This window comes from Vibrio sp. 10N.261.52.C2 (assembly GCF_041471425.1).
Taxonomy (GTDB): Bacteria; Pseudomonadota; Gammaproteobacteria; order Enterobacterales; family Vibrionaceae; genus Vibrio; species Vibrio crassostreae_C.
The window spans coordinates 1-19939 of the sequence record NZ_JBFROH010000018.1 but is presented as its reverse complement, the minus strand read 5'-3'; the positions used below and the strand labels follow the sequence as shown (position 1 = coordinate 19939).

The following is a 19939-nucleotide window of genomic DNA, read 5'->3' as shown; positions in this document are numbered from 1 at the left end:
AGCGAAGTATTGGGGAATATAGTCTGGAAGCTGAGTAATGATGTCAAGCTAGTTCAAAAACTAAGACATCAAACTATGATATTTCACCATTGATAGATGAAATAACAGGCAAACAAGAGAAAATCACTTGGTTGGTGGAACAGATTAAAGATTTAGAAAGGTGATGATTTGTTGTGGGTAGCGTTCAAAATCAACAAAGCTATGATCCCCGCCCTCTTCTACTGTCTGTGTTGCACCTTGGTACTTCTCTACCGCTTGTCGGTAATCCAGAACTTCGTCTTCCGTTTGCTGAAGTAACCAGAAGTCGCTCGGCTTAGCGATAGCCGAAACCTCTAACGCCTTCAGTTCATCAATATGTTTTGTTTCCAGTACATATCGTTCATCTGTGTATGGGTTTACTTGTTCACCTAAATAGTCAGCAAGAAGCTCATACGGCTTCACTGCTGGGTTTACAACCACCGCTTTAAAACCATAGTGGCTATTCAGCCATGTTGAAAGATAGCCACCCAGCGAGCTACCGACCAACGCTATTTGATATTGCTCTTTGTATTGCTCCACCAGCTGCTGTAAATGAAGTGCCGCTTGTTGAGGGAAACTCGGCAGTTGAGGGGTTACGACTTTAATATCAGCGCGATGCTCCGCACAGTAATCTGCCATCACATTCGCTTTATGAGAACGTGATGAGCTGTTAAATCCGTGAATATAGAGAAGCAGCGATGGCTTATTAGCTTGTTGATTAGAGCCTGGCATCAATAACCGCCTTCATTAGTAACCAGCAGCCTTAAAATCAGGCAAGAACTGCCCATGAGGCAGACGACGAACTTGCGTGCTAACGGTACCGTCTTGATGTAATTCAATCTCTCTCCAGCCCGGAGACAAAGTATCAACCGCGAAGTCATCTGAGTTAGGTTTGAATTGCACACAAGTCGACGGTGTTGCCATGACTTGTACACCATGATGATCTCGGTTCATGTCTTGATGAACGTGACCACACAGTACGGCTTTAACATTGGTGTGCTGTTGAACCACATCCCAAAATTGATCGGCGTCTTTTAGGTTATGTTGATCTAACCATGCGCTGCCAACCAACAATGGATGGTGGTGCAATAGAACCAAGGTATTACGTTCAGGGAACTCCGTCAGCTTCTGTTCTAATAGGTCAAGCTGTTGATCGCTGAGGCGACCATGAGGCACACCAACCACCTGCGAGTCTAGCATCACCATCTGCCAGTTATCGCCTAGCAAGACATGCTCAACACACTGTATTTGTGGTGATGGTAAAACACTGCCCATATTAGGCTTAAAGTCATGGTTCCCTGGCAGCCAATAGCATGGCTTTTCCAAAGGCTGAATCCCTGACTCAAATTTCTGGTACGACTCAGCACTGTGATCTTGAGATATATCACCGGTTGCTAAAATCGCTTGATAGTCAAAGCCCTGACTAACAATGCCATCGACTACAGCACGAAAGCTATCTTGAGTGTTGATGCTTAATAAGCTGCCATTGCTCGGCGCAAATAAATGCGTGTCCGTTAGCTGCACAAGCTTAATAGTGCTCTCATCAAATTTTGAAGTGTGTGATAATTCCAAAATAACAAATCCAGATACGTTACTGTTTAGACTTTAAAAGTGTTGATAAATAGGCTCAATTAAAAGGCAATTGGGGTTCGGCTGATACCCGTTTTTAAACAAAACGTTAACCATTCCCCAAGAAATTTATTCAATTGAAATTTCTCGTCCTTTTGCAGAAGCTTAGTGTTGGGGTAGTCATATTTCGCTTTGACTCGCGAAAAATCCCCGCTAGCGCACACTTCTGCAACTCGAGCGTCGTGATATAGCCTGACAGACATTTTTGGCAAAGGAAACACTGGCATCGCATCACTCTGACATATATCTATTAATGTGGTGTATTTTGTGACCTCATTCACTGTCAATTGATACACCATATTAACGGCTTGGTAACAGCGAACGTCACCAACCTCATGCCCAACCGGTAACAAAGCGTTCAGTTTGGCATAGTTAGTCTCGTAAACTCGCATCAATTCAGCAAGATCAACATGATACGGTTTTTTGACCGCGATACTTGGCATGACGTTAATCTATCCACTCTGACTGTAATTCTTGGTAGTTCAATTGTAGCCACTGTAGCGCAATGATCGTGGCTCCATTTTCAAATACACCATCTTTTACCAACTGATAAGCAGCTTCGCGACTCATCACTTGTACACGAATGTCTTCACCTTCGTAGTCCAATCCGTGTACCCCTTTGGCTGTCGTTGCATCAACACAGCCAACAAAGACGTCGAGCTTTTCAGAGCAACCACCAGATGAAGGATAATACGAAGTAATAGGCAATACAGATCCGACTTCGACTCCGGCTTCTTCCATTGCTTCACGACGAGCGACGTCTTGTGGCGATTCGTCCGTATCAATGATCCCAGCAACAATTTCGTATTGCCATGGGTTCTCATGCTCTAGGGCTCCGACACGGATCTGTTCGACGATCACCACTTCATCACGCACAGGATCATAAGGTAGCAAAGCGGCAGCATGTCCACGCTCAAACATCTCACGCTCTATTGGTTGGCTCCAGCCTCCCTCAAATAGTCTATGTTTAAATGTGTACTTGACCATTTTGAAAAAACCACGAAACAGCGTCTCTTTTGAGACTATTTCCACATCTTGCGGAGTAAACTCATGTCGTTGATTGTCATACTGTTGCATTTGGTACCTCACTAAGTGATCTTTATAGTTTACTCATTGTCCGAGTTAACTACCAAGGATAAGGTTCAACTTTTTATATAAAATTTATAATTAAAGTTAAGCTTTAAAAAATAAATATTGCACAAGTGGACAGTTAACTGTAAAAAAGTGCAAAGTTTCGAGTAAATTACCACCAAACTGGGTTAAACTCTTCTAAAGAAAATTCCATAAAAGGCAGGAATAGGAAAATGAAAAAACTGCTTCCACTATTTATCAGTGCAGCAATTGGCAGCCTGAGTTCGTCAGCTTTTGCTGATACGCTAGCTGAAGTTTACGACCAAGCAAAACAGAACGACCCACAACTTCTTCGTTCAGCAGCGCAGCGCGATGCCGCTTTTGAAGCAGTAACGTCAAGTCGTAGCTCTTTGTTACCGCAAATCAACCTAACAGCAAACTACGACATTAATCGTGGTGACTATAAAGACGCAAGTAATGACAACAACCAATGGGGTGTTGGAATTGGTTTCAGTCAAGAGCTTTACCAGCGTTCTTCTTGGATCACTCTAGATACGGCAGAGAAAACTGCTCGTCAATCTGATTCAGCTTACGCGGCAGAACAACAAGCTTTGATCCTTCGTGTTGCAACAGCATACTTCGAAGTACTTAGAGCTCAAGATAACCTAGAGTTTGTTCGTGCAGAAAAAGCAGCGGTTGCTCGTCAACTAGAACAAACTAAGCAACGTTTTGAAGTTGGTCTTTCAGCAATCACCGATGTACACGATGCACAAGCTCAGTACGATGGCGTTTTGGCTGATGAAGTTCTTGCAGAGAACGACCTAACGAATAGCTACGAAGGTCTACGTGAGATTACAGGTCAGGAACACTCTAACCTAAGCATCCTAGATACTGATCGTTTCTCAGCAAGCAAATCTTCTGAGTCTGCTGTTGCACTTGTTGAACAAGCAGAACAAAAGAACCTTAGCTTATTGGCTGCACGTATCTCTCAAGACGTAGCAAAAGATAACATCTCTCTAGCAAGCTCTGGCCACCTACCAAGCTTAACGTTAGATGGTAGCTACGGTCTTGCAGAACAGACCGACAGTTCTAACAGCACAAATGATTACGACTCTGACAACCTAAACATCGGTTTGAACTTAGTTGTACCTCTATACACAGGTGGTAACACAACTTCATTGACTAAACAGGCTGAATACAACTACGTTGCAGCAAGTGAAGATCTAGAAGCAACTTACCGTAGCGTTGTAAAAGACGTACGTGCATTCAACAACAACATCAGCGCTTCGATCGGTGCTCTACGCGCTTACGAACAGTCTGTAGTTTCTGCTCAGTCTGCTCTAGAAGCAACAGAAGCTGGTTTTGATGTAGGTACTCGTACTATCGTTGACGTACTAGATTCGACTCGTCGTCTATATGATGCGAACAAAAACCTTTCAGATGCTCGTTACAACTACATCCTAAGTGTACTTCAGCTTCGTCAAGCAGTTGGTACGCTAAGCGAACAAGACATTGTTGATGTAAACGCAGGTCTAAAAGTAGCAAGTAAGTAACTCTTAATTACTCAAGTTACCGTTACAAAAATGCCGCTCATTGAGCGGCATTTTTATTATCGATTAAAGCGAGATTTACTGCCTAACTAAAAGCTTAACGCCAAAAACTAAAAACTAGCCTCGACCACCTTTAATCGCTTTAATGATTTCAGTGGTAGAGCAACCATCTTCAAAGTTAAGTACTTTCACTTCACCACCAGCAGCAATCACTTCCGCACCACCAGCAATCTCTTCAGGCTTGTAATCACCACCTTTCACAAGAATGCTTGGCAGTACCTCAGAGATTAAACGTTGAGGGGTATCTTCAGAGAATGGCACAACCCAATCAACTGCACCTAAGCCAGCCAATACCGCCATACGACGATCAGTTGGGTTCACAGGGCGACCAGGGCCTTTCAAGCGTTTCACTGATTCATCGGTATTTACCGCAACGATCAAACGATCGCCCAGCTCAGCCGCGTGATTCATGTAAGAAACATGACCAGCATGTAGAATATCAAAGCAGCCATTGGTCATAACTACCTTCTCGCCTTTCGCACGAGCACGCTTCACCGCTTCAACCAGTGCCGCTTCTGAGATCACACCGTAGTCTGTGTCTTGACTGCCGTGAATCGCTTCAGCTAGCTCTATCGTGGATAACGTTGACGTACCTAGCTTACCAACAACGACACCAGCTGCAGCGTTCGCTAATGCACACGCCTCATCCAATGGCTTACCAGCTGCAACAGACGCAGCCAGTACTGAGATAACCGTATCACCAGCACCAGTTACGTCGTACACTTCTTTCGCTTGGGTTGGCAAGTGGAATGGTGCCTGACCTTTACGTAATAAAGTCATACCATTTTCACTGCGAGTCACCAATAGAGCTTCAAAGTCATACTTCTCGATCAAGGCAATACCCTTCTCGATAAGATCTTCTTCTGATTTCACTTTACCTGCAACCAGCTCAAACTCTGCCATGTTTGGTGTAAGTAATGTCGCACCACGGTAGCGCTCTAAATCCGCGCCTTTGGGATCGATGAATACAGGAACATTGGCTGCGCGTGCTTTTTGAATGAAGCTCTGTACATGCTCTAATGCACCTTTCGCGTAATCTGACAAGATAACCGAACGTACATTTGGTAGGGCTTGCTCCATGCGAGACAGAATAAGCTCTGGGTTGGTGTTTTCGAATTTGTCTTCAAAATCCAAGCGAATCAACTGCTGACCACGGCTCATCACTCGTAGTTTGGTGATGGTTGGATAGTCTTCTAACTCAACGAAATCACACTTAACCTTCAGAGCACCTAAAGTGCTTTTCAACACCTCAGCAGGCTCATCTTTACCAGTCAAACCAACAACATGAGCATGCCCACCAAGAGAGGCAATGTTCATTGCTACGTTGGCAGCACCACCAGGACGCTCTTCGTTATTTTCTACTTTCACAACGGGGACTGGTGCTTCTGGTGAAATACGGCCAGTTGGGCCATACCAGTAACGGTCAAGCATTACGTCACCGACAATAAGAACACCTGATTGGCTGTAGTCAGGTAGAATTGGTTTCATTGTTGAGCTCCAAAAATCGAATCTGGCTAGAGTCTAGCACACTGATTACAGTGGCTAAACTACAGATAAATGAGTAAAAGCCTATCAAGATAAACATAGCACTCGCTACGCTATGACTGAATTATGCTTCCATCCACTGCTTCCATGCCTGAACAACATGTTCTCTTTCCATTTCGAACTTTTCAATCGCCACATCCGCATCAAGGTTAAGTAGATTACGGTGGTGGATTTCATCCCTTAATGTGGTGTACGCATTGGTCAATGCCATACCTTGTTGCTCGTCCATTATCCCTTGCGACAACAAGCTTTCAAAGATTCTCACATTGTCACACCAACGAGTAAGCTTAGGTTTCTCATTACTGTATCTAAGCACTAAATATTGCGCTAAGAATTCAATATCGGTAATACCACCCGCATCTTGTTTAAGCATGAATCGATCGGCTTTTTTACCGCCTAAATGGCCACGCATTTTTTCACGCATATCCACAACTGACTTTTTGAGTGTTGCCTCATCTCGTGGCAAGCACAAAACCTCATGCCTAGTTTTGTTAAACGCAGATACCAATAAGTCATCACCGTAAATCATACGAGCACGAGTGAGGGCCTGGTGCTCCCATGTCCACGCGTCATTGTGCTGATACTCGTCAAAGGCATCGGTTGGACTCACCAATAGACCAGATGCACCAGAAGGGCGTAGGCGAGTATCGACTTCGTACAAAATGCCAGAAGCAGTTCTGGTCGAGAAAATATGAATAATACGCTGCGCTAATCTTAAGTAGAATTGGCGTCCATCGATCTCTTTCTTTCCATCAGTATAGATGTGTACCGGGCAGTCGTGCATGAACACGATATCAAGATCGGAGTTATAACCAAGCTCCCAACCACCGACTTTGCCATAACCAACGACAGCAAAACCGCGACCTTCGCGATCTTTAACATGGGTCGGTTCACCAAACTTGGCGGATACTTGTAACCAAGCTTGATTGACCCCCGCCTCCACAATGGCTTCTGCTAAGTAGGTCAGGTGATCACTGACCTTCATGACAGGTAGAGCACCCGCAATATCCGCGGCTGCAATTCTCAATATACAGGTCTGCTTAAACTGACGCAGACCTTCCATCTGTTGCTCCATATCATCTTCAGGGATACGGGCTAGATAATCACGCAACTCGGTCTTGTAAGACTCTAAAGGCACGGGATTGTAGAGTTGCTGAGGGTCGATAAGTTCATCTAACAGAATTGGATAACGACCCAACTGCTCCGAAATCATCGGGCTTGCCGTACACAGGCGAACTAGCTGAGTCAACGCGGCAGGGTGTTCATCTAGTAGTTCAAGGTAAGTGGTACGCGTAACGATTTTATGCAGCAGATGCAGTACTCGCGACAAACCAAACTCGGCATCCTTAGCGGTGTACAGCGCTTGAAACACTTTCGGCATCAGTCGATTGAGGACTTCCCGCCCACGAGGGCCAAGAGTCTTTTTAGCCAAATCGGCTTTAAACTGAATGATCGTTTTCGCCGCATCAGGCGGGCTCGCGACCGCAATGTCGTGTTCCAACACGTGCTCAATTACATCGGGTTTATGGGCCATATCCCACAACTCGCTAAAGTGGCTCGCGATCGGATTAGCGTCATCTTCATCAACGCCAATTAGGTCTTCGAACACGGTATGTACATTCGCCATATGGGCGCGAGTTGCCACAATCAAGCTATCCCAATCGGAAAATTGCATGGCAACCGCAAGCTGCAGTTGTTCGAATTCACCGTCAGGTAAGGTTTGAGTTTGCTTATCAGCCATGGCTTGTAACAGGTTCTCAAGGCGACGCAAAAACAGATAAGCTTCACGTAGGTGCCCCACCTCTTCAGACTCTAGCAGATGAAGGGATTCAATCGCACTTAAGGTTTCGAGTAACCCTCGACCGCGTAAGCTAGGCTCGCGTCCACCACGAATCAATTGGAAGACTTGTGCGATAAACTCAACTTCACGAATACCACCAGAGCCAAGCTTGATGTTGTTCGAGAGACCACGACGACGCACTTCGCTGCTGATCATAGACTTCATTCGGCGCAGAGATTGAATCGCACTAAAATCAATATAACGGCGGAACACAAACGGGCGTAGCATTTGGCGAAGCTCTTGATACTCAGGGTACATCTCACTGCCCATCACACGCGCTTTGACCATAGCGTAGCGTTCCCAATCGCGACCTTGTTCTTGATAGTAATCTTCTAGCGCAGCGTAACTCATGACCAGTGGACCACTCTCACCGAATGGACGCAGGCGCATGTCTACTCGATAACAGAATCCATCGAAGGTTTGCTGATCAAGCGCCTTAATAATACGTTGCCCGAGACGTGTAAAGAACTGCGCATTGGCAATGCTGCGTCTTGCACCTTGGGTTTCACCATTCTCTGGGTAGGTGAAGATCAGATCGATATCGGAAGAGAAGTTAAGCTCACCGCCCCCTAGCTTGCCCATACCAATGATCAACATCGGCTGTGCTTCGCCTTGTTCATTACAAGGTGTGCCCCACTCTTTACAACAAATATCGTACTGCCATTGGTAGGTTTCGAAGATCATCGCCTCAGCCAACATCGATAGATGATTTAGGCTCTGCTCTAGCTCCCACGAACCCATAAAATCACGCCAAGCAATGTAGGTCATTTCTCGATTTCGGAATTGACGCAGCACGCGCTGACCGCTCATTTCATCGGTGCAACTAGAAAGTAATTCAGCCAAGCGTTCTCGGTATCCTTCAGCGCGTTCTTCGCATGCCAACATATTAGGTAAGTCACCACATAAAACCGTATCACGCTGCAGGCAATCACCAATAAAACAGCTTAAACCGAGTACACGTTTAAGATCTTCAGTCAGTGGCTCAGACCAAGTATTGATGGCTTCACTTTGATGCTCTAATAATTGCTCAAAAGCAGACTGGGAGTGAGTGATGAGTTGAGAAGGCAATGGCATGTTTCTTCCTTGTATAAGCTGCGCGCCGAACAATCGGTTTATCGATTCAGTTCTTCAATAACGAGTTTTCATAACTAAAGATAAGTTATACCAAAGTTACGCCAATAAAAAACGCCCACATTAGCAATGTGGGCGTTTTATCGATTAACTTATCTGGTTGAGCTTACAACCGAGAAACAGTCTCTGGGAATTAGCCTTTGACGGATGAAGATTGGGTGCTGAGGACTAAACCTTAAATTGCTTAATCTTACCGTCGAGTTCTTGCGCGTTACTTTCCATAAGCTGAGAGGTCTCGAGCAGTTCACCAACCACCACAACTGAAGCTTCAACAAGCTCGCGTACATTGGTCAGGTTGACGCTCATCTCTTCAGCAACACTGCTCTGTTGGCCTGCAGCGGTCGCGATCTGGAAGTTCATATCATTGATTTGATTGACTTGGCTTACAATGCCGTCAAGCTCACTTCCCGCGTTAGTCACCAGATCAACACCTTCAGCCGCTTCAACAACACTCTTCTCCATCAGTTCTACCGCAGAGTTAGCGCTGCTTTGTAGATGACTGATCATGTCTTGAATCTCTACCGTCGCTTGCTGAGTGCGCTGTGCAAGGTTACGAACCTCATCAGCAACAACCGCAAAACCACGACCCGCTTCACCGGCACGTGCCGCTTCAATTGCAGCGTTCAATGCTAGTAGGTTTGTCTGTTCTGAAATGCCTTGGATAGTACCAACCACACTGCCAATTGAGTCAACGCGTTCTTCTACTTGGTTTACCGCTGCTGCAGATGCTGCGATATCTGAAGATAGCTCACTCATCTTAGACACTGATCCTTGAACGAACTTCTGACCAGTAAGAGCTTGGCCTGATGCCTGTTCAGTCAATGACGAAGCGCTTTGTGCATGCTCAGCGACAGTTTGCACCGTAGACGTCATCTCACTCATTGCTGTTGCCAGTTGATCGATCTCGTTGAACTCTTCTTGAGCTGACTCTTTGGTTTCAGACATGCTGATGGTCATCACTTCCGTCAGAGCAAACAGCTCATCAGAAGAGGCCACCTGAGTTTTGATCATGTCGTTCAGTTGGACGCGAGTTTTTTCAAGTTCGCGTGCCACATCGCCGTATTCATCTTTACAGTCCATTTGAATCGGCACTGATAAGTTCTTATCTGCCATGGTTTTAATGGCGTCATTAAGGTATTGAGTCTGGCGCAGCATAACGCGCGCCGCTGCTAACAGAAGAACCACAAACACAATGATCATCAAGGCTGTTTGCCAAGCCACTTGAACTAGGTAAGTCTCGTAATGCTGTTGTGCGACTTGCGCATTGTTCGTTACAGCAAGCAATGAATCGTAAAACGTACTTGCGTCCCATAGCTGCTTCGAAATGATCAAGATAGTGCTGAATATCATCAGCATGACCATTTTTGGAACGAGACGAACGTCAGAGATTATCCTTTCCCACGGCTTGAATGACAGTTTAGTCATTGTCAGTTCTCCATTAATTCTTATATATTGATGGCTTCTATATCCGCGAGGTGGCTATTTCAGTCAAAGTTCGCGATTTATTTTGAGCCTCGTATGAATGTTGAATAATACCAAAGACGCCACCAAGCCGATGAGCTTATTATCACTGATTCTCTCTTTCTTAGCGTTATTTGTGATCTCAGGCTTATTGTTTGCACCGATTGATAAAGAATCAAAACAAGTTCTTATCGGCCTCGATTTTATAATCTGTAGTGTTTTTCTTTTTCAGCTCACAATTGATCTATTTAGATCACAAAACAAAAAAGAATTTCTAAAAGTACACTGGATCGATTTCTTAGCAAGTATCCCAATGATCGAGCCTCTTCGTTTCGCCCGTATTTTTCAAATTCTGCGAGTCATCTTAGTTCTGCGTTCAAGTAAACGTATTTTCAGAGAGTTATTTCGTAATAGGAAAGAGACCACTTTCGCTTCCATCATTCTGCTTTTGGTGATCTTACTGACTATCGGTGCTGGCACGATCCTGCTATTGGAACACAAAGATCCGAACGCCAACATCACTACAGGTCATGATGCTTTATGGTGGGCGTTTGTGACCATCAGTACTGTGGGTTATGGCGACCATTACCCAGTGACAACTTCCGGTCAGTTAGTGGCTTCAATGGTGATCATCTGTGGTGTCGGTGTGTTTGGTATGATTTCAGGCTTGATTACTTCTCTGATCACCTCCCCAACTCACCATGAGAATCAACGAGCAGAAAACAAAGAGAAGCATCTTGAAAAGATCATAGAGCAACAACAAAAAATACTAGAGCGACTAGAAAAGCTCGAGCAACAAACAAAAAAATAGGGCCGAAGCCCTATTTTCAAATTCATACTTATACTGATATCGGTATTGAGTTTAGTCTTGCCAGTATGGCTCAACCTCAACGCTGATTTGTCGTGTCTGCTCCATCGCATGCAGAATAGACACTTCTTGGCGAGCCAACCAACGCTCTAGCTGAACTTTCTCATCGCCTTCCAACTTCTCAGTCAAAGGCTCCAATGTTTTGAGTGCCAGCAAGTCATCAATGCCTTGCACCATATCGGCCCATGGCAAGCGGAAGCTGTTTCGTTCATCGTCATTATACAAACTCGCGAAACCAACGCCAGAATACAAATTACGCATCAAACGGTATTGCTGATCAATATACGCTTGGCTGGTCATCACTCGCTCTGGCGGGAAAGCTTCCATCAAATCGGCCCATGTACGATCGAGTTGCTGCACGGAAAACCATTCGATACCACGAGCCATTTGCTCACGTGCTTTTTCATCTAAGAAAGGTTGCCAGCCACGAGACAAGATCCAACGGCTCAGATCTAACAATAAACCGGTGTAACGAGCAGAGCTCAGCAAGGTAAGCAGATCTTCACGATCTGGCAGTTGCTCTTGCATCTCTTTAAGCTCAGCGACTAAGAACTTACGCGCATCGAGTTTACGTAGTACATGGCCTTTATCTTCCAGCAAGTCTTCGAAGTGATCATAGCTTTTCAGCCAGTCGAGCTCTTGCTCAAGCCACTTCAACTCTTGACGTAAAATCGCACTTGCTCGTCTAGGGACAATGCCGCCATAGATAGTGAAAGTTTGGCGAATAAAACTCAGCGAGTGACTGATCTCATGCAAAGCTTCAATCGATTGACGCTCTGTGAAAATCTGCTCGTGATAATGCCAATGAGCGAGAGCATGCTCTAAAGATTGAATAAAACACGATTCAACGGTATCACTTTTGTCAGTATCAACTAAGGTCAAAGGAGTAACTTCATCTCCTTGATAACCTTGAGCAAGACGGTAACCCTTAGCTGCTTTACTTAGGTTACCCAAACGCATGCCACCTTGTTCGCAGAATTGGCGAGACAATGTAAATAGCGCATCCGTTTGACCGGATTTAAGTTCCAATTCGACTTCGCAAATCGGTTCTTGCAGGTCGTCTGATTCAACAAAGCCTTGATCGAATGCGACCTCGACTTGGCTACCATCAGGCATGCCAATCAGCCACTGCTCTCGTGTAAAGTTAGTAGAGAAGAGTGGAGTAAGCTCGGCTTCCAGTGTTTCGATATTTTTACCTTCAGGCCAGATATCTTCTGGATGCAAGGCAAGCTTGGGTTGATTGCTGTCGTGTTCTGCATTGTATTCAGGCCTTTGGTGTAGACCAGCAACAACGCGACCAGCAGTCTTTACGGTTTGTACAAATACGTCATCAAAGCGTCGAATGCGTAAGCCTGTATCGTGCTTACGTAGCCAGTTGTCAGCGGTGTCAAAGTAGATGTTACCTAGCTCACGACAACTGTGCTGAAGTACTTTAGTTTCAGCAATTTTATTGCGTAAAGTCTCTGAAAAATCAGGAGAAACAAAAAACTTCAGTTCTATCTCGGTTTCCATAGTTATACCTTTCTGTGAAGATAGGGACAGGATATTGCCAATTTGAAAAGTCGGCAAGTCAGAAATATCGCCCTTATGATGATCTAAAACAGTTTTAATGAGAGATTGATTAGGTTAACATGCGCGACTTTGTAGCCATCGCTTAACATTTCACCATGAATATGGTGTATGTTGTTTTAAGGTTATTATTTATTAGGTTGGATGACCATGCCAGTAAATACAATTATGGGGTTATTTGCAAAGTCCCCAATTAAACCTTTGCAGCGTCACGTAGTATGCGTGAACGAATGTTGTTCTCACCTAGTTAATTTCTTTGAAGTTTCTTCAAAAGGTGACTGGGAAAAAGCATCAGAAATTCGAGCTCAAATTTCTCACCTTGAGAAAGAAGCTGACGTACTAAAACGTGAAATTCGCCTTAAACTTCCTCGTGGTTTGTTTATGCCAGTTGATCGCACCGATATGTTGGAGCTATTAACGCAACAAGACAAACTCGCAAACCTAGCGAAAGACATTGCTGGCCGTGTATATGGTCGTCAACTTGTCATTCCTGCTCCTATGCAAGAAAACTTCATCGCTTACGTTAAACGTTGTCTAGATGCAGCGAACCAAGCACAAAACGTAATCAATGAATTAGACGAATTACTTGAGACTGGCTTTAAAGGCCGTGAAGTAACACTCGTTGCCGAAATGATTCATCAATTAGATGTAATTGAAGATGACACGGATGCGATGCAGATCGAACTACGCCAACAACTAATGGCAATTGAAGGCGATCTGAATCCAGTTGATATCATGTTCTTATACAAAATTCTTGAATGGGTTGGTGGTATTGCAGATCAAGCACAGCGTGTAGGCGCTCGTCTTGAAGTAATGCTTTCTCGATCTTAAATCATACGTTAACCATATAACGAAGAGCATTTTTTGAACAAACCACTTATGCGCTGAGTATTCCTCTCGCTGAGCGGTTTTTTGCGTCTAAATTTGTTCCGCTTGTTATCAAACAACTAGGTATTACGATGGATATCCTTGCTAACTACGGCACTGTCCTGATTATTGTTGCAGCAGCTTTCGGTTTCTTGATGGCTATTGGTATTGGTGCAAATGACGTTGCGAACGCAATGGGCACCTCAGTAGGCTCTAAAGCTTTAACCGTTAAACAAGCGATCATTATCGCAATGATCTTTGAATTCGCAGGTGCTTACCTTGCGGGCGGCGAAGTAACAGACACGATCCGTAAAGGTGTTATCGAAACGTCTCTATTCGCTCATCAACCAGATGTACTTGTGTACGGCATGATGTCAGCACTTCTTGCTGCGGGTACATGGCTACTTCTCGCTTCTTACATGGGCTGGCCGGTTTCTACGACTCACTCAATCATCGGTGCAATCATCGGCTTCGCTTGTGTGTCTGTAGGTACTGAAGCGGTAGACTGGAACAGCGTTCAAGGCATTGTGGGCAGTTGGATTATCACACCGGTTATTTCCGGTTTCTTCGCTTACGTCATATTTGTAAGTGCTCAACGACTGATTTTTGATACAGAGAACCCGCTATTTAACGCGAAACGCTTTGTACCGGTATACATGTTCATTACAACAATGGTAATTGCACTTGTAACCATCAAGAAAGGCCTTAAGCACGTTGGTCTTCACCTAAGCAACACTGAAGCATGGGTTTGGGCTGCTGGCGTTTCTGCGCTTGTAATGATCGGCGGTTACCTATACATCCAGAAGAAATTCGCTAACCGCGAAGAAGACCACGGCTTTGCAGGTGTTGAAGGCATCTTCTCTGTACTCATGGTTATCACAGCTTGTGCGATGGCATTTGCACACGGTTCAAACGACGTTGCGAACGCGATTGGTCCACTGTCTGCTGTTGTATCAACCGTTGAGCACATGGGTGAAATCACAGGTAAGAGTACTATCGCATGGTGGATTCTTCCTCTAGGTGGATTCGGTATCGTTGTTGGTCTTGCAACAATGGGTCATAAAGTAATGGCAACCGTTGGTACTGGTATTACAGAACTAACACCAAGCCGTGGCTTTGCTGCACAACTTGCAACTGCATGTACGGTTGTACTAGCTTCAGGTACTGGCCTTCCAATCTCTACTACACAAACACTCGTTGGTGCTGTTTTAGGTGTTGGTTTTGCTCGTGGTATCGCAGCACTAAACTTAGGCGTTGTACGTAATATCGTGGCTTCTTGGATTGTGACACTACCTGCAGGTGCTCTACTTGCTGTTGTGTTCTTCTACGCAATTCAGGCTGCGTTTACTATGTAATCGCGACTGCGTTAGTGAATACTAGCGTCAGAACAGTGTGAGCTTCAGTAACGATATGTAAATGCCATGTCATTATTGACTCAAACGCACAGAAAGGGAGGCTTTGCCTCCCTTCTTTGTTGCACCGCATAAAGAAACTAAATATTATTTGCTGATTGAGGCTGACTCATACGCCTACCCAATTTGAATCGTTAAGGGATTTACTGTGAAAAAACTGATTAGCTTAGTTTTGTTCGCAATGCTTGCGGCTCCAGCTGCCTTTGCACAAGACCGTTATATTGCTGACAAACTATTTACTTATATGCATTCTGGCCCAAACAACACATTCCGTATCATCGGTAGTGTTGATGCTGGTGAAAAGATTACATTCCTACAAACTAACAAGAGTACGGGTTACACCCAAATTCAAGACAACCGTGGCCGTAAAGGTTGGGTTGAAAGCAAGTTTGTAAGCACTCAAGAAAGCATGGCACTGCGTATGCCTAAGCTAGAGAAAGAGCTGACGGAAGTTAAAGGCAAGCTAGCGAATGCTCGTCAGAGTGCTGACAGCGAAAAAGCTGGCCTAGCAAGCTCTCTAGATTCTCGTAACAAGCAGATTGCTGAACTAGAACAGAACTACAGTGAAATTAGCCAACAGCTAACGAGTTCTCAAACAGAGAACCGTGAACTGCGCGCTAAGCTAGACACTCAAAAAGACGACCTACTATTGAAGTACTTCATGTACGGTGGTGGTGTTGCGGGTATTGGTCTACTTCTAGGCCTTGTTCTGCCACACATCATGCCTCGTCGCAGAAAATCACCAAACGGTTGGGCGTAGACGTAACGCTTGTATTAGGTACAGTAAATTCAGTATCGAAGATCAAAAAGGAGCACCGAGGTGCTCCTTTTTATTTGTCTGTTATCTAGATACGTATAGAAATCGCTAACCTTCCCACTCGTACAGAGCCGGGATTTCTATCTTCTGTTGATTGAACTCTATGATCACTGATTGTGGCTTAATCTCTAGTAATTGAATGTCTTGTCCAATCCAATCTCCTTGCGCCACTTCTTGGCCGTTCACTTTTACCCAACGTTTGGTCTCGCTGCTCGAGTACATATGAGTTTGTAGGTCTAACTTAGGAAGGACGCCTGATAAGCTATTGGTGTGCGTTTCCAACTCAATAACCTGAGAGCCTCTTTGCCCTGCGGGTCTAGAGTCCATCGGCTCAGGAGTGCTTTGTTGCTCCCCCATAATGGATTCAAGCTTCAATACCAAATCAGGTGGCAACTCACTGAGGTCTAGCCCTTGCAGCAGATCACTGTCCGATTGTAAGTCACTATTTGATTGCTGATCAGTGCTTGATTGCAGAGCAGTCGTTTCATCACTCGCGCCTGGCTGAACGGATGACGATTCAGAACTGGCTGTCATTTGAGTGTTGTTATCAGCATTAGCGAAGATCACTGCTGAGCCACCAGCGGTGTTTGCACGATTAGCGCCAGAATCAATCTGTGCATACATCTCTTGGCGTGGCAATGCTTTCAACGGTTGGCTCGCCGGTGCAGGGCGAACGGTGAACAAGGCATCTTCTTCCTCAGACACGGCATCCATGCTTGCTATATCAGCATCCGCAATTTCAGGCTCAATGTCTGATTCAGTTTTAAATTCTGGCAGAGCGACATTGGCAGCTTGGTTCACGGCTTCTTGTTGTTGGATATACGATTGATAAGCCAAGACGCCACCCACCAACAAAGAAGGAACCAAGATTAAGAGTAGCCCCATCGCTAACGATGAACCTCGCTTGTTGCTCATCCCTTTTGCAGAATTAGGAACATGATGATTCTGGTAGCCTTTGAAGCTTGGTTTGCTAAGAGAGTGCTGATTAATAGAAGATGGCTTGTGAGACGGCTGTTTAAGTTCGTGCATAATACGTGACATTAGCTTTCGCCCCCTTCTAGTGACATCAGCTTAGGCGAATCGAGTTGAGCTAATCTCTGCAATCTTGCTAAGGTGCGCTTACCTGCAATGCCATCAACAGACATACCTTGCCACGTTTGAAATGCTTCGATTTTCATTTTTAACTCATAATCAAATACATCACTACCGGAAACAACCTCTCCTAATACTTCAGAAAGCAGTAGATCAAGCAAAGCAACCGCTTCACCTTGATAGCCCTCTTTAAGGGTCTCTCGCAGCGGCTGCTTCCAAATAGCGACGTAATCGCCTTGCCAGATTTGCTCTAAGGATTGCTTCGGCATCACCAACAGCTTTTCATTAACCAGCAACTCGACAGAATCCTTAGACACGCCATACAGCACAGCAAACACTGGTTTTTGGTCTATGTCGAGATTAAGTACCACAGGAACACCAAGTTCTAACAAGGTATCCAAACTGGCCTGCTGCTGCTCACACACAAAAACACTTTGTGGCTCACTTAAGCACAATCCATCACGCAGTGAAGATTGATATCCCCACAGCGTATACAAGTCTTTGATAGCGAGAGAACGATTGGTCCCCTGCATCAAATGTTGTTGAATGTGTTGTGGCAATTCAAACTTGGCAGGTTTTGGCTCAGCAACCAACTTAGGAACATCTGATACCAAAGAACGCTGAGTACGTGCTAACACTTCCGTCTTTGCTCCATTTGATGCATCCGTAGGCAACCAAGCATTGATATAGCTTGGAGCGAAGTTAAAGGTCGCTATTGCAAGACCAACGCTTAACGTCGCAATCCCTGCGTATTGGAATAACTTAGGCGCGACACGAGAAGTTAGAGCTTTCTCGACGTGATACACATCGGCCTGAAAGGACATAACCTGCTGACACGCTCGGTTAACCGTTTCATTGCTCGGTAGCTGCTCACCGTCATGAAAAGCCAACTGCAGTGCTTTATCACACACCAAGTTAATGAGCCTTGGAATACCATGCGTATATTGAGCAATCAGCTTGATAGAACGGTTCGAAAACAACATCTGCTCGCCACCCGCCGTCTCCAAACGAAACGCGATGTACTTGCCCGTTTCTTCGGTATTAAGAGGCAGTAAGTGATAACGACCAGTAATGCGCTGTGCTAGCTGACGTAGCTGCGTGGTTTGTAAGTGCTGTTGTAATTCCGGCTGGCCGACCAACAGTACTTTTAACAGCTTACGATTGTCGGTTTCCAAGTTTGTTAGAAGGCGTAACTGCTCCAACACATCGGCAGCGAGGTGTTGGGCTTCATCGATCACCAATAGGGTTTGAATGCCTTCGGCATGGCTATCAAGTAGAAAATAATGAATAGCCTGACTGAGCTGTTTCAACGATGCTTGTTCTGGGTACTCGACCTCAAACTCATCGCAGATAGCTTCTAGTAAATCCGTATTTGAAAACGTAGGGTTAAGTATAAGGCCAGCCTGAGTATGACTATCCAATGAAGACAACATCGCCTTAGCGACCGTTGTTTTCCCTGTACCAACCTCACCAGTAAGCATCGCAAAGCCCCCACCCTCGCCTAAACCGGCTTGTAGGTTCTGCATCGCTTCTTGATGGCGCTGACTCAAAAACAAGTAGCGAGAATTTGGTACAATCGAAAATGGCATCTCAACGAAGCCAAAATATTCCTTATACATGTGCTGCCCTATAATTACGATTAATGGAAAGTACCATTGCTTGCAGTAAAGTCCAGCAGTGATAAAACATTTCGAGGTGATAAGTTGCAAATTTACGATAGCCTACCAAAAGACAACGGGCTACAACGCTATCTAGTCGGTGGAGCAGTGCGCGATAAGCTGCTCAATATTGATAGTTATGATAGAGATTGGGTCGTGGTAGGGAGTACCCCTCAAGAGATGGAAAACCTTGGCTTTACTGCTGTGGGAAAAGATTTCCCGGTATTCTTGCACCCAAAAACCAAAGAAGAGCACGCACTGGCTCGCACTGAGAGAAAATCAGGCTCTGGTTACACAGGCTTCGAATGTTACTTCGCGCCAGACGTGAGTTTGGAAGAAGACCTGATGCGTCGAGATCTGACCATCAACGCTATAGCTCAAGATGATAAAGGCCAACTTCACGATCCTTATCATGGCCAGAAAGATCTCTCGGATCGTATCTTAAGACACGTTTCAGACGCTTTTGTTGAAGACCCTCTTCGTGTACTGCGTGTGGCTCGCTTCGCCGCCAAGCTTCACCATCTTAACTTCACGGTTGCACCTGAAACCATGGATATGATGAGTGAGATCGTCCAATCTGGTGAACTGGCACACCTTACTGCAGAGCGAGTTTGGCAAGAGTGGCATAAGTCTCTTAGTACACCGCACCCTGAAGTGTTCCTCTCTGTATTGAAAGAGTGTGGTGCATTGGCAGTCGTATTACCTGAGATTGACGCTCTATTTGGCGTCCCTCAACCTGAAAAATGGCACCCTGAAATCGACACGGGTATTCACACTCTGATGGTTGCTCAGCAAGCCGCACTATTAAGCCCATCGCTACCGGTACGCTTTGCAGCTCAAGTGCATGACTTAGGTAAAGGCGTCACACCACAAGCTGAATGGCCAAGCCATAAAATGCACTGCCACACAGGTGTTAAGATAATCAAGAAACTGTGTGAGCGAGTGAGAGTGCCCAATGAGTTCAGAGACCTTGCGTTGTTAGTGTGCGAGCAACATTCTAATATCCACCGCGCAGGCGAGCTCAAACCAACCACCTTTCTCAAGGTTCTCAACAAGTTCGATGTTTGGCGTAAGCCAGATAGGTTCGACGATATACTACTTTGCTGCCAGGCCGACCACGCAGGCCGAAAAGGATTAGAAGATCAGCCTTATCCTCAAAAAGCGCGCTTTGAAGTCGCCTACCAAGCGGCGCTTCAAGTCGAAGTAAAAGCGATCATTATCGATGGTTTTAAAGGCAAAGATATTCGAGAAGAACAAGAGAAACGCAGAGCCATCGCAATTGAAAACGCCCTATCAGAACTCGCTAGCAGTTAATCGTCGCCGCTCTACCTAATGTCTCGTCCTAAAATAC

Annotated in this window: 16 protein-coding genes; 6 read left to right on the top strand and 10 right to left on the bottom strand. The window is 45.2% G+C overall.

All coding sequences use genetic code 11. The features are described 5' to 3' along the window. Positions 1 to 144: 144 nt before the first annotated feature. The 4 genes from yqiA to nudF are packed head-to-tail and all read right to left on the bottom strand — an operon-like array spanning position 145 to position 2724. Positions 145 to 750, bottom strand: a complete 606-nt coding sequence (yqiA, locus tag AB4307_RS07245) for an esterase YqiA (protein ID WP_017061427.1) — start codon at positions 748 to 750, stop codon at positions 145 to 147. A gap of 15 nt (positions 751 to 765) precedes the next feature. Then, a complete protein-coding gene (cpdA, locus tag AB4307_RS07240; protein WP_017061426.1) occupies positions 766 to 1590 on the bottom strand; it encodes a 3',5'-cyclic-AMP phosphodiesterase in 825 nt (274 codons plus the stop codon). A 59-nt stretch (positions 1591 to 1649) separates the two neighbouring features. Next, entirely contained in the window at positions 1650 to 2090 is a 441-nt protein-coding gene (locus tag AB4307_RS07235) for a DUF1249 family protein (protein WP_372131504.1), read from the bottom strand. A 4-nt stretch (positions 2091 to 2094) separates the two neighbouring features. Continuing rightward, positions 2095 to 2724, bottom strand: coding sequence for an ADP-ribose diphosphatase (gene nudF / locus AB4307_RS07230; RefSeq protein ID WP_017061425.1), 630 nt, complete (start codon positions 2722 to 2724; stop codon positions 2095 to 2097). Positions 2725 to 2951: 227 nt separating this feature from the next. Between nudF and tolC the strand changes: the two genes are divergently transcribed. Further along, complete coding sequence (tolC, locus tag AB4307_RS07225; RefSeq protein WP_132762217.1) at positions 2952 to 4271, top strand: outer membrane channel protein TolC; 1320 nt, start codon at positions 2952 to 2954, stop codon at positions 4269 to 4271. Positions 4272 to 4385: 114 nt separating this feature from the next. Here tolC and hldE read toward each other — a convergent pair whose 3' ends face one another. The 3 genes from hldE to AB4307_RS07210 all read right to left on the bottom strand — a co-directional run bounded on the left by hldE (position 4386) and on the right by AB4307_RS07210 (position 10269). Beyond that, positions 4386 to 5816: a bifunctional D-glycero-beta-D-manno-heptose-7-phosphate kinase/D-glycero-beta-D-manno-heptose 1-phosphate adenylyltransferase HldE gene (gene hldE, locus AB4307_RS07220; RefSeq protein ID WP_017069485.1), complete on the bottom strand. Its 1431-nt coding sequence runs from the start codon at positions 5814 to 5816 to the stop codon at positions 4386 to 4388. Between the two features lie 121 nt (positions 5817 to 5937). Next, the gene (gene glnE / locus AB4307_RS07215; RefSeq protein ID WP_017062913.1) at positions 5938 to 8787 is read right to left on the bottom strand and encodes a bifunctional [glutamate--ammonia ligase]-adenylyl-L-tyrosine phosphorylase/[glutamate--ammonia-ligase] adenylyltransferase; all 2850 of its coding nucleotides are present in this window, start codon (positions 8785 to 8787) and stop codon (positions 5938 to 5940) included. 225 nt (positions 8788 to 9012) lie between these two features. After that, complete coding sequence (locus tag AB4307_RS07210; protein ID WP_048658011.1) at positions 9013 to 10269, bottom strand: methyl-accepting chemotaxis protein; 1257 nt, start codon at positions 10267 to 10269, stop codon at positions 9013 to 9015. Between the two features lie 97 nt (positions 10270 to 10366). Here AB4307_RS07210 and AB4307_RS07205 point away from each other — a divergent pair, with 97 nt between their 5' ends. Next, entirely contained in the window at positions 10367 to 11116 is a 750-nt protein-coding gene (locus AB4307_RS07205) for a potassium channel family protein (protein WP_372131502.1), read from the top strand. Between the two features lie 51 nt (positions 11117 to 11167). On the opposite strand, the gene AB4307_RS07200 is transcribed toward AB4307_RS07205, so the two are convergent. Continuing rightward, positions 11168 to 12685, bottom strand: coding sequence for a CYTH and CHAD domain-containing protein (locus AB4307_RS07200; protein WP_372131500.1), 1518 nt, complete (start codon positions 12683 to 12685; stop codon positions 11168 to 11170). Between the two features lie 207 nt (positions 12686 to 12892). Here AB4307_RS07200 and AB4307_RS07195 point away from each other — a divergent pair, with 207 nt between their 5' ends. From AB4307_RS07195 to AB4307_RS07185, 3 genes are all read left to right on the top strand, one after another. Beyond that, on the top strand, positions 12893 to 13573 hold the full coding sequence (locus AB4307_RS07195) for a TIGR00153 family protein (RefSeq protein ID WP_010434644.1): 681 nt from the start codon (positions 12893 to 12895) through the stop codon (positions 13571 to 13573). 128 nt (positions 13574 to 13701) lie between these two features. Beyond that, positions 13702 to 14964, top strand: coding sequence for an inorganic phosphate transporter (locus AB4307_RS07190; protein WP_372131498.1), 1263 nt, complete (start codon positions 13702 to 13704; stop codon positions 14962 to 14964). A 205-nt stretch (positions 14965 to 15169) separates the two neighbouring features. After that, entirely contained in the window at positions 15170 to 15781 is a 612-nt protein-coding gene (locus AB4307_RS07185; protein ID WP_017062917.1) for a TIGR04211 family SH3 domain-containing protein, read from the top strand. A gap of 105 nt (positions 15782 to 15886) precedes the next feature. Here AB4307_RS07185 and AB4307_RS07180 read toward each other — a convergent pair whose 3' ends face one another. After that, on the bottom strand, positions 15887 to 16879 hold the full coding sequence (locus AB4307_RS07180) for a general secretion pathway protein GspB (RefSeq protein ID WP_372131496.1): 993 nt from the start codon (positions 16877 to 16879) through the stop codon (positions 15887 to 15889). Beyond that, complete coding sequence (locus AB4307_RS07175; RefSeq protein ID WP_206360673.1) at positions 16879 to 18549, bottom strand: ExeA family protein; 1671 nt, start codon at positions 18547 to 18549, stop codon at positions 16879 to 16881. Before AB4307_RS07175 ends, AB4307_RS07180 begins: the two co-directional genes overlap by 1 nt. Positions 18550 to 18585: 36 nt before the next feature. Between AB4307_RS07175 and AB4307_RS07170 the strand changes: the two genes are divergently transcribed. Beyond that, positions 18586 to 19902 carry a multifunctional CCA addition/repair protein gene (locus AB4307_RS07170; protein ID WP_102321465.1) on the top strand — a complete coding sequence of 439 codons (1317 nt, stop codon included), beginning with the start codon at positions 18586 to 18588 and terminating at the stop codon, positions 19900 to 19902. Positions 19903 to 19939: the final 37 nt, after the last annotated feature.